Annotated in this window: 7 protein-coding genes; 3 read left to right on the plus strand and 4 right to left on the minus strand. The window is 49.9% G+C overall.

The genetic code is table 11. The features are described from left to right. Window positions 1-133: 133 nt before the first annotated feature. A complete protein-coding gene (locus AS151_RS13070; protein WP_071517507.1) occupies window positions 134-2,056 on the plus strand; it encodes a penicillin-binding protein 1A in 1,923 nt (640 codons plus the stop codon). A gap of 24 nt (window positions 2,057-2,080) precedes the next feature. Here the strand turns inward: AS151_RS13070 and AS151_RS13075 are convergent, their stop codons facing one another. Both AS151_RS13075 and lepB read right to left on the minus strand, forming a co-directional pair. Then, window positions 2,081-2,401: a DUF1825 family protein gene (locus tag AS151_RS13075; RefSeq protein WP_071517508.1), complete on the minus strand. Its 321-nt coding sequence runs from the start codon at window positions 2,399-2,401 to the stop codon at window positions 2,081-2,083. A 95-nt stretch (window positions 2,402-2,496) separates the two neighbouring features. Beyond that, window positions 2,497-3,249: a signal peptidase I gene (gene lepB, locus AS151_RS13080; RefSeq protein WP_071517509.1), complete on the minus strand. Its 753-nt coding sequence runs from the start codon at window positions 3,247-3,249 to the stop codon at window positions 2,497-2,499. Window positions 3,250-3,832: 583 nt separating this feature from the next. Here lepB and AS151_RS13090 point away from each other — a divergent pair. Beyond that, window positions 3,833-4,735 carry an XDD3 family exosortase-dependent surface protein gene (locus AS151_RS13090; RefSeq protein ID WP_071517511.1) on the plus strand — a complete coding sequence of 301 codons (903 nt, stop codon included), beginning with the start codon at window positions 3,833-3,835 and terminating at the stop codon, window positions 4,733-4,735. A 574-nt stretch (window positions 4,736-5,309) separates the two neighbouring features. Beyond that, window positions 5,310-9,926, plus strand: coding sequence for a Calx-beta domain-containing protein (locus AS151_RS13095; RefSeq protein WP_071517512.1), 4,617 nt, complete (start codon window positions 5,310-5,312; stop codon window positions 9,924-9,926). A gap of 57 nt (window positions 9,927-9,983) precedes the next feature. Here AS151_RS13095 and AS151_RS13100 read toward each other — a convergent pair whose 3' ends face one another. Both AS151_RS13100 and AS151_RS13105 read right to left on the minus strand, forming a co-directional pair. Beyond that, complete coding sequence (locus tag AS151_RS13100; protein WP_170861399.1) at window positions 9,984-10,604, minus strand: 2'-5' RNA ligase family protein; 621 nt, start codon at window positions 10,602-10,604, stop codon at window positions 9,984-9,986. A gap of 337 nt (window positions 10,605-10,941) precedes the next feature. Further along, window positions 10,942-11,154 carry a hypothetical protein gene (locus tag AS151_RS13105; protein WP_071517514.1) on the minus strand — a complete coding sequence of 71 codons (213 nt, stop codon included), beginning with the start codon at window positions 11,152-11,154 and terminating at the stop codon, window positions 10,942-10,944. Between the last annotated feature and the right edge of the window lie 86 nt (window positions 11,155-11,240).

The raw sequence follows: 11,240 nt of genomic DNA on the forward strand, positions 1-11,240 counted from the left end.
ACCAGACCGAACGAAGCAGGTAGTCGCTCCAGCGATCCAGTGAAGCCCGCGTTGTACCGAAGGTCAGCGTCGGGAGAACGTCACTAACTTCCAACCGCAGCTGTTCAATGTCCGAGCGAGGATTTCAAATATAGTGGCTACGAATACCCTGCAAAAAATTCAAAACAAACATATCCCCAGAATTTTAGATTTCCTGCAAGATGTGGGGAAAGTGACCGCAGGTACCATTTTGAGCGTTACCACCATCTCCAGTTCCATCGTAGCGGGTGGTTTGGTAGGGCTGGCGATTAGTTTTCGCAACTTGCCCGATGTCAGGGTTCTGCGCAATTACGTCCCCACCGAAACCAGCTACATTTACGACATTGAAGGCAACCAAATTGCCAGCTTGCACGACGAGGCCAATCGCGAGGTGGTGCCATTATCGGATATCTCTACTCCCTTGAAACGAGCTGTTTTGGCCATTGAAGACAGCCATTTTTACCTACACCAGGGGATTAATCCCAGTGGCGTGGCCCGGGCTTTTCTCACCAACTTGGAACAAGGGGAAGTGGTGGAAGGGGGGTCTACCCTCACCATGCAGTTGGTCAAAAATCTATTTTTATCCCCAGAACGGGAGTTCAGCCGCAAAGTAGCCGAAGCCGTCTTGGCCATTCGCCTGGAACAAATCCTCAGCAAAGACGAAATTCTGGAGTTGTACCTCAACCAGGTATACTGGGGACACAATACCTACGGTGCCGAAACCGCTGCCCAAAGTTATTTTGACAAACCAGCTTCCAAGTTGAACCTCGCCGAAGCGTCCATGATGGCTGGTTTGATTGCTGCCCCGGAAGAATATAGTCCCTTTGTGGACATGGAAGCCGCCAAACAGCGGCAAAGATTGGTATTGCAGCGCATGCAAGAACTGAAATGGATTACCCCCGAACAAGCCCAGGCAGCTTTCGAGCGGGAACTACAGCTGGGCGAAATCGATTCTTTCCAAACCAGCCGGGTTCCCTACGTTACCGAAGCAGTAGTGCAGGAACTTACGGAACGTTTTGGGCGGGATTTGGTTCTCAAAGGGGGCATGCGCGTGCAAACTACCGTAGACCTGCAAATGCAGGCACTGGCAGAGAAAACTGTCCAGAAATGGTACAACCGGTGGCGACGGCGTGGCGTGTATCTCTATCCCAGCGAAGGACAAATGGCTCTAGTGGCTATCGACCCGCGTACGCACTTTGTTAAAGCTGTCGTTGGAGGAGTCGATTACGAAAACAGCCAATTCAACCGCGCTTTGCAGGCTCGCCGGCAACCGGGTTCTTCGTTTAAACCGTTTGTCTACTATACGGCTTTTGCTTCCGGTCAGTACACCCCCAGTACGCCAGTGAAGGATACGCCAACGACCTACAGAATTGGTACTGAGGTATACAAACCGAAAAACTACGGCGGCTCTTTTATGGGGGAGATTTCCGTACGCAAAGCCTTAAAACTCTCGCGTAACGTGCCAGCGGTACGCATCGGTCAGGATATTGGTCTGAACGAGGTGATTGAGGTAACCCGCCGTTTGGGGATTGAAAGTCCCATCGAACCGGTGGTTTCCTTGCCTTTGGGGGCAATTGGGGTAACGCCTATGGAAATGGCTGGTGCCTTTGCTACCTTTGCCAACAATGGCTGGCATTCAGAAACCACTCTCATCGTGCAAGTGACTGATAGCAGCGGTCAGATGCTGTTGGATAACACGCCGCAGCCGCAGTTGGTGCTCGATCCTTGGGCAACGGCAACGCTGACGGATGTGCTGCAAGATGTTATTAAAAGTGGCACTGGAACCAACGCGCAAATCGACCGTCCGGCAGCAGGAAAAACGGGAACCACTTCTTCGGAGCGCGATGTGTGGTTTGTCGGTTACGTACCGCAGCTAGCCACCGCTGTTTGGATCGGACACGACAACAATTACCCCCTAGCCGCAGGTGCGACAGGCGGTACCTATGCTGCCCCAGTGTGGCAAGATTTTATGAAACAGGCACTTTCCGGGGAACCGACGAAACAGTTTCCCAATCCCAGTCAGTTCGATCGCCCCTAAAAATGAAAAAAGTGAGAAAAGGGGTTATTCTTCGGGCAGTTCTCGTTTCATGCGTTCTAGGGTGGCATGCATTTGATCGAACATTTGCTGGGGGGTGATGCCAAATTGATTGAGTTGGGTTTTCAGTTGTTGGACGGTAAGTTGGGCGCTGAAGTCTTCGGACAGTTCAAAACGCTTCATGAAGACGCGATAGCGCTCCATGAGGTCTTCCATCTGTTCGATGTACTTCTTTTTGCCTTCTACGTCAAATTTGCCGTATTTGGTACCCAGTTCCATTAAGGACTGGTAATCCTCGAAAAGTTGTTTGGCTTCTTGTTGTACGATTTCCGAATCAAAAAATCCCATTTTTTCCTCCACCAGAGAATGCCTATAGGGAAGGGGTAAGTACTTGTGCGTCCTGGATGTACCTATTTAAAGAAAAAATTGCTTTTCAATTGATGCTATCCGGGCAATCTTATATTCTCTTTTATAGTAACTTTAGCGATCGCTGGCTGCCAATTCAACCGATTTCGGGAAAGCAACACTTTCTGCAATGGGGTGAATGGCTGTGGGATGTGCGCGTTCAGAGGAAAATAGAGGGGAACGACGCCAACTTGACCGATCCGAGAAGGCGGCCAGAAGCGCCACCAAGCCCGTCCGATAATATCCTCTGCCGGCAGAAATCCCCATACGTGGGAGTCGTTGCTATTGTTTCGGTTATCTCCCATGACGAAGTAACTGCCTTGGGGAACCCTGGTTGGAGGCATTTCATATCTGGGTGGGGCGGCAATGTAAGGTTCTGCTAGGGGTTGTTCGTTGAGATATACGGTGCCTTGATGAATGGCGATGGTGTCACCGGGTTCGCCGATGATGCGTTTGATGAAGGCTTGGTCTTCAGTAAACCCTTGTTTTTGCAGTTGTGGTGGCGGTGAAAAGACGACAATATCGCCCCGTTTGGGGGCATGGAAGGAATAGGAAATTTTTTCTACCACCAAGCGATCGCCCACGTGGAGGGTGGGCATCATCGAGTCGGAGGGGATGTACCTGGGTTCGGCAACGAACAAACGCAACAACAGAGCAACGAGTAAGGCAATCCCAACCACTTGCAGGTTTTCGCGATTTTGCTGCCAAATCCGCAACCACCAAGGTTGTTCTTGGTTGGTGCTCGGCTTTTGAGATTCTGATGGTTTCGAGGATTGTTCGGGAGAGGTCATAAAACAACAGTCAGGTGGGATGGATGGTTAGCTCCGGGGTAGCCATTCTCGCTACCTTAGCATAGCGTCTCTAAATTCCTACTGTATCGTTTTGCTGGTGGGCGTGGATGGATAGCAGTTTCCCAAATTTTTGGGATTTTGCCAAGTTGCTGGCTGCGCGATCGCGTTTTCTAAAAGCAGCAAAAGTCTATTCCCGAACAGATTTTCAACTTTTTCTACGTAAAAACACGTATTTCCTCAATATATTTTTTCTGATTTTTTTTACTTTTCCGTTTTTTTTCGTAGATGACTTTGACTGTATTGAATCCCCTAGAAATCTATTAAAAATTCAGTAAAGATGCTTGCCAAATATACATTTCTGAGAGAAGCGGTCGTACAATAGAAAAAGAACGCAGCAACTTCTTCGCCTTTATTTTGCTGAAACAATTTTCTGCTGGCGGCAGCGAGCGAAGAAGTACCATTGGTGTATCTAATAAGAAAACTATCCGAGTTTGTGCAAATCAAAAAGCCGCCTCAAAAGAACAATTAAGCAATATTCTTTACCACATTCAGGATAGGAAGAAAGCAAGGAGGATTGAAAGTCATGAAACGCTCTCTATCGAAAAATTATCTACCTATTTTAGCTGCCACCGCCTGTGCCGGTTTGTTGGTAGCCCCGCAAGCACAAGCTGCAGACATTAACTGGAGCCACTCCGTTGATGCTTCCAACGATTCGACCGGTGGCAGTGTTTACGAACTCCATGGTTTGGCTGTTGGAGAAGACAATAACAATATTTATGTTGGCATCAACGGCAACATGCCCCTAGCAGGAAACAGAGAAACTCGTGCTTGGGATAACAACATTGGTTTTGGAGATTTCTTCTTCAATTTCTCCGGCCAGCAATACGGTATTAACTTTGCGAAAAATAACGATTCTGGTGTTGGCCGAACCGGTGTTTATGGCAACATAAAGGGCAAAAATGTTACCAGGGGAAATAACGGGTATCGCGGTGCCAAACACTATACTCGTTACGCTCAAAACGAAACCCTAGGCACTGGCATCAGCGGCAATACCTTCAAAGAGCAATTTGAAACCCTCAATCAATACGGAACCGCTGCCACCTCCGGAAGCAATTACCAATGGAAAAACAATCGCGAAGAAATTAACGTCATGAAATCCGGCGATCGCTTGGGCAATATAGAATTTCTCCAAGGCGATCGAATAGACGATCTCGTAGCTAGTTTTGCCGAACAAGGTGTCAAAGGAAGCGAAACCGTTGGTTTTGGCTTTTCCAAAGACCTATTGCCCAATGAAGTATTGGCTTCGGGTGCTTTTATTGCCCACGTTTGGTTAGAATGCCTCAACGACGGTGTTGCCTTAGAAGGAGAGCTATCGCCTCAAACTAACAACGCCAACGCCTCCGTACCTGAAAGTAACGGTATGGTAGGAATTGCCCTTTTGGGATTGGCATTAAGTGGTTTGCCAGCACTGCGCCGCCGCAGCTAACACCAACAAAAAAATATTTCTATAAAACCCAAAAAAAGGGAACTTTTTCGGATAGCAGGCTGTCCCCAGGAAAGGGGAAGCCAATACGCCGAAGTGTAGTTCCCTTTTTTTATTGTTAATAAAAACTTAACCAACCATAGTTTGAGAACGAAGTTAGGAGAAAACAGGCGTTTTGGGAAAGCTAGATCTTAACACTCTCACGAATTCTATTCGTGAGATTCTCGCTGCGTTGGGTGTGCCTAGATGGATTCGCTATGAGCTAGCCCATCCCCGGCGACATTCCCCTCGGCGAGCGTTTTTCCGCCCCATTGTGGACGTACTTGAATGCGACTGTAGCAAATTTTGGACGGCGGCTCAGGCCGCACGGGTCGCTTTTCATCCCTGCTGGGAAAGAGGCAGAGCTTTCCAGCTCCCGTCTTTATTTCGTAAATACGCAGCGACAAGGGTCTTGTACCATAGTGCCAGTATATGCGGCTAGGCACAAAACCAATTAAGGGTGGGCGGGCTGATTTTTGCTGGTAACACTGTTTTTGCCCACCTCCCATCTCCCCAATGCCCTAACAGGAGCAACATCATGGCGAATGCGAGTTTTAATCTATCCGATTTAAACGGCAACAACGGCTTTATCCTCTCTGGGATTGACAGCCCCGACCGTGCGGGAAGTGCCGTTAGCGAACTTGGCGATATCAACGGCGACGGTATTGACGATTTTATCGTTGGCGCGCCGACGGCCGCTGGTGGTGGTGCCACCTTTGCCGGAGAAAGCTACGTAGTCTTCGGTCAAAGCGGTGGATTTGGCACCAACGTCAACCTCTCCAGTTTGGATGGCACGAATGGCTTTACCATCAACGGCATCGACGGCGACAACCGTACCGGCTATTCCGTTAGCAACATTGGCGATATTAACGGCGACGGCATCAATGATGTGGCAGTAGGCGCACCCCGGGCCACCCCTGGCGATCGCCCCGAAGCCGGACAGACCTACGTTATCTTTGGGCAAAATGGGAATTTCAGCCCCACCTTCGATCCTGCCAGTTTAAATGGTAGCAACGGCTTTGCCATCAACGGCATCAACATTGGCGATCGCAGCGGGTCCGCTGTTAGCAATGCCGGCGATATCAACAACGATGGTTTTGACGACATGATTGTCGGTGCCCCCAATGCCAACAATTTTGCCGGGGAAAGCTACGTTATCTTTGGCAAAAATACTGGATTTGGCGCTAATTTCGAGCTAGGCGGTCTGAACGGCACCAATGGCTTCATCCTCCGAGGCATCGACCCCAACGACCGCGCCGGGGAAGCCGTGAGCCATGCTGGGGATGTCAACGGCGATGGCTTCAGCGATACAATCGTCGGTGCTCCTTTTGCCACCCCAGGTACCAATACCGGTGGAGGCGAAAGCTACGTCATCTTTGGCAGACCTGGTGGATTCACAGCCAGTTTGAGCCTATCTACCCTCAACGGTGCCAATGGATTTACAGTTACCGGTATGGCAGGTGGCGACAATGCCGGTACTGCCGTTAGCAGCGTTGGAGATATTAACCAAGACGGCTTCAGCGACATTGCCATTGGCTCGCCAGGAAGCACCATTGGCGGTAAAGAAGCCACCGGCAACAGCGGCGTTATCTTTGGCAAAAATACCGGTTTTCTGCCCAACCAGAGCCTGTTTGACTTTTTCGATGGCAGCAGTGGCTTTCCCATCAACGGCATCGACCCCAACGACCGTTCCGGTTTTTCCCTCAGCAGCGCTGGCGACCTCAACAGCGACGGCATCGATGATATGGTGGTCGGCAGCAAAGACGCCAACCAAGCCTATGTCATCTTTGGCAAAGAAAGTGGCTTTGGCACGGGGGTGAATCTCAATAGCCTCAACGGCAGCAATGGTTTTGCGATTAACGGGATTGACTTTGCCGATTTGACCGGTCGTGCTGTTAGCAGTGCCGGTGATGTCAACGACGATGGCATTGACGATTTGCTAGTGGGGGCACCAGGTGCCGACCCTGAAGGGGATCTAGAAGCTGGGGAAAGTTACGTCATTGCTGGCAATGCCGCACCGAACCTCGATCTAAATGGCGGTTCAGAAGCGGGAATCGACCACGCAGCTGCTTTTGTTCCTGGTGGCGACCCGGCGTCGTTGGTCGATAGCGATATGTCGCTGAGCGATGCCAACAGTAGTACTTTGGTTTCTGCTCAAGTACGCATTACCAATCTACCGGATGCCGATAGCGAATCTCTCAGTACCGATACCGAAGGCACCAATATTACGGCGAATTACGACAGTGCTAGCGGCATCCTCAGCCTCAGCGGCACGGATACGGTGGCGAACTACCAGCAGGTGTTGCGCGCGGTACGGTACAACAATACCGCAGCAGCTCCCACCCAAAGCGATCGCACCATTGAATTTTTCGTAGACGATGGTGCCGCACACAGCAACACCAGCCCTATTGCCAGAACCACCCTCGCCGTTCAACCAGCCAGTCTAAATGTCAACAACGTAGAAACCATCGAAGGAGACACCGCTACCTTCACTATCAACCTTTCCGCACCCAGCAACGAAACCGTCACTGTTGAGTATACGACCAACGACGGTACCGCCAACGCGGGAGAAGATTACGAAGCCAGAAGCGGTACCCTCTCCTTCGATCCTGGGGAAGTCAGCCAAACCCTGGATGTCTCCACCTTTGACGATAGCGACCAAGAAGACAACGAAACCTTTACTCTCTCCCTGAGCAACGCCGAAAACGCCGATATCAACACAGAGAACGCCACCGGCACCATTCGCGACAACGATACCCCAGGGGTGCAGATTTCTCCCACCACCGGTTTGTTTACTAACGAAGCCGGGGGTCAGGCAAGTTTCGACCTGGCTTTGAATACCCAGCCTAGCGATGTAGTCACTCTCTCCCTTTCCAGCAGCGACCCAGGGGAAGGCACGGTGGCACCGGAATCGCTGACTTTTACTCCCGACAATTGGGATGTTCCTCAAACTGTCACTATAACTGGGGTAGACGATGTTGCCATTGATAACGAGCAATCTTACAAAATTGTCACCGAACCACTAACGAGTGGTGACGCCGAGTACAATAATTTAGACCCAGAAGATATCAGCGTTACCAACGAAGACGACGATATTGCTGGCTTTTTAATTACGCCCACCAGCGGTTTGACTACGACTGAGGCTGGGGGAACTGCCACTTTTGAGGTAGTTCTCAGCGCCCCGCCAACTGAAGATGTCACTATTGGTGTTTCTAGCAACGACACTAGCGAAGGTACGGTGGATAAATCCACGCTGACGTTTACACCCACCAACTGGAACCAACCGCAGGTGGTCACTGTAACGGGGGTAGACGATAGCGATGTGGACCAGGATACAACCTTCCAAATTGAAACCAGCCCCGATGTCAATACTAGCGACCCCAACTACAACAGTCTCGACCCTAACGATGTCACTGTTACCAACGAAAACGACGACCAGGTCGTGGTCAGTTTTGCCAATACTAGTTCCACGGTGACGGAAGAAGCGGAAGATACCACTACTTCTTTCCGTTTGGAACTCAACGATACGCCATTGAGCGATGTCACGGTGTCGTTGCAGGTGGGTGCTGGCAGTTCGGCGACTGAAGGTGAAGATTACAGCCTCTCGAATACGTTTACGATTCCTGCTGGGGTCACCAGTTTGGTGCAAGAGGTGCCGCTGACTATCAATGCCGATGGGGAACCGGAAAACGACGAAACCCTAAACCTGCAAATTGACGACGTTGATGGGGGTCTGGTGGGAACTCCCAACACCAGCACGGTTACTATTGCTGCCAATGATTCTATTTCTTATTCTATTGCTCCCACGGAACAAACGCTGGTGGAAGGTAGTGGTGGCACGACGCCTCTGGAGTTTACTGTAACGCGTTCTGGCGGCACTGATGTGTCGAGCAGCGTTGAGTACGATATTGCTGGCAATGTCAGCCAGGGAACTGATTTTACCAATATTGGCGGTACTTCTGGTGCGACTACCACTACGGGAGTGCTTTCTTTTGCTTCTGGGGAAACCAGCCAGACGATTACGTTGGATATTGTTGGCGATACGGAGGTAGAGGATACGGAGGTTTTGGCTATTTTCCTCTCCGATCCGAATAAGACCGCACCGCCGGAAAATTCTACGATCCAACAGGGTTTCGCTGGGGTGGAAATTCTCGACGACGATACGGAAACACCCACGCCAACGCCGACCCCCACACCGACTCCAGATGATGGTACCGATGGGGATACTGATGATGGTACCGACGATGATGGTGCTGACGGCGATACTGATGGGGATACCGGTGATGATACTGATGGGGATACTGGTGATGATACTGATGGGGATACTGGTGACGATACTGATGGGGATACCGATGATGGTACCGATGGCGACACGCCAACGCCCACACCAACACCATCACCTTTGCCGACACCCACGCCGCTACCTGACCAACCGCAAGAGTTGGTGGGGAACGAGGCGGATAATTTCTTAGAAGGGCAAGCTGCTGGCGATACGATTGTGGGGATGTCGGGGAACGATACCCTTTCCGGTCGCGAAGGCAATGATGCTTTGGCGGGCAACCAAGGGTCTGACTTGCTGCTGAGTGGGATTGGCGATGATACGCTGTTTGGCGGTCAGGGCAACGATACTCTAGATGGTAACGGTGGTAACGATATCATGGGAGGCGATCGCGGTAACGATGCGCTCATCGGTCAGAGTGGATTTGACATTATGGCTGGCGGCGATGGTGACGATACTCTCTCCGGCGGTATGAGTGAAGATACTTTGTTTGGCAATGGCGGCAATGACCAGTTGTTTGGTGATGAAAATGGCGATCGCTTGTTTGGCGGTCAAGGGAACGATACCCTTAACGGCGGCGATGGTGATGATATCCTCTCCGGCGATTTGGGGAACGATACCTTGGTTGGTGGCGATCGCAGCGATGTGTTTGTTTTGTCGTCTGGATTTGGCACGGATTTGATTGCCGATTTCAACAATAATGAGGACAAACTTTCCCTGGCAGAAGGGTTGAGTTTTAACCAACTGCAAGTTCTGCAAGCTCCCAACGACCCCAATTCCACGTTCTTGCAAGTGGCAAGTACTGGGGAAGTGGTAGCGGTCATTGCTGGTGTTCCCTTCACCGAAATCAACTCTGCCGATATCACCTTTGGCTAACAAGTAGGGTGGGCAATGCCCACCCCATCATTGTTGTTTAAATACATAGAAGTAAAATCAATCGCAAGCTAGTGGAAACCATTCGCTAACTTTCCAGCAGTTTTCTTTATAGATAAATAATGTAATATGCGTGGCTGTAAATTCAAATTGAAAGCTTTGTTCTTTGAGGGTATCCATTAACTTTCGGTAGCGGGGTTGGTTGAGGCGTTTGGCAAGGGTGATGTGGGGAAGGATCGGACGAGGTTGGTTTTTTTTGGTTGCGGCTACGTTTGGTACTTCGGATGGTGATGGGTGGGGTGGTGCTGTTGCTTTTTTCGAGAGGGATTTGGGAGCCAAATCGAGGTCGGCTTCTAGGTGAGCGAGCAAGTCCCGGTACAATTGCTCTAAATAGGGGTTCTCTACCACTTTGATATAAACTACTTTTGGTTTGAAACCGCTAAACCCATCTAGGGCAATTGCCAAGGGTGGTTGGGAAGCTGCAAAAGCGCGCAAACTCGCTTGCAATTTGGGTAGGTCTTCAGTTTCCCAGGGAAAAGGGGGAAGTAGCGTAATGTGAGGGGGAGATTTTAAGGTTTTGATTTGCGAATCTATATTGGCAAGCTGGCGGTGTACTTCCCAAGCGCGATCGCTGATGGGTTGGGGCAATTCTATCGCTACAAAAAAGTTTTTTCTAGTCAAAAGAAAACCTCTTGGTAAATTTTTTGCCGTTTTATATGTTTGTTCTACGATCGAACAACAAAAAGCGATCGCCATCCCACATTCTAGCAAAGCAGCCACGCTTTATCCACAGACTTGCTCTCCCCATGGCAATTCGACGTTTAAACCCGGCTGCCGACAGCGAAAGGCTTGAATTTCGCCATCAACCCATCCAAATCGATAGTAATAGCCACTTCTCCAAACACCAACCGTAAGCAAGCCAACATCATCCCATTTTTTAGATTTTTTTGAATAGCATATCAGAACATATAGACCGATTGCGTTACTTTTCCTGATTGACTTTTACGGAGTAAGATACTTATATGTTTGGTTTTTCTGTCGGCACTCCTTCTTCATATAGGTCTTGAATCCATGCCGTTTTTGAACGCTGCACTTGCACCCCCGATACATTGTCAAAACGATGTTTGACCCGATAGACAGGTGCCAGACAGTTGCGATCGACAGCATCCGGTTGTTTTTCGGCAAATTTTGCTTCGGCTTCTCGATGGTAGCCACCACGAGTTTGTTCCAATAACTGCTACCTCCTAATAGGTTATTTACTGGACAATAATTGACTTTTGTTGACTTGATAGTCGTAGCCATCTTTCTTGAAGATTG

It is taken from the genome of Geitlerinema sp. PCC 9228 (assembly GCF_001870905.1).
GTDB lineage: Bacteria > Cyanobacteriota > Cyanobacteriia > Cyanobacteriales > PCC-9228 > PCC-9228.

Bases quoted from the DNA above. Each gene is read 5' to 3' on its own strand.
- AS151_RS13075 (WP_071517508.1), bottom strand. From the start codon at position 2,401: ATGGGATTTTTTGATTCGGAAATCGTACAACAAGAAGCCAAACAACTT.
- lepB (WP_071517509.1), bottom strand. From the start codon at position 3,249: ATGACCTCTCCCGAACAATCCTCGAAACCATCAGAATCTCAAAAGCCG.
- AS151_RS13090 (WP_071517511.1), top strand. From the start codon at position 3,833: ATGAAACGCTCTCTATCGAAAAATTATCTACCTATTTTAGCTGCCACC.
- AS151_RS13095 (WP_071517512.1), top strand. From the start codon at position 5,310: ATGGCGAATGCGAGTTTTAATCTATCCGATTTAAACGGCAACAACGGC.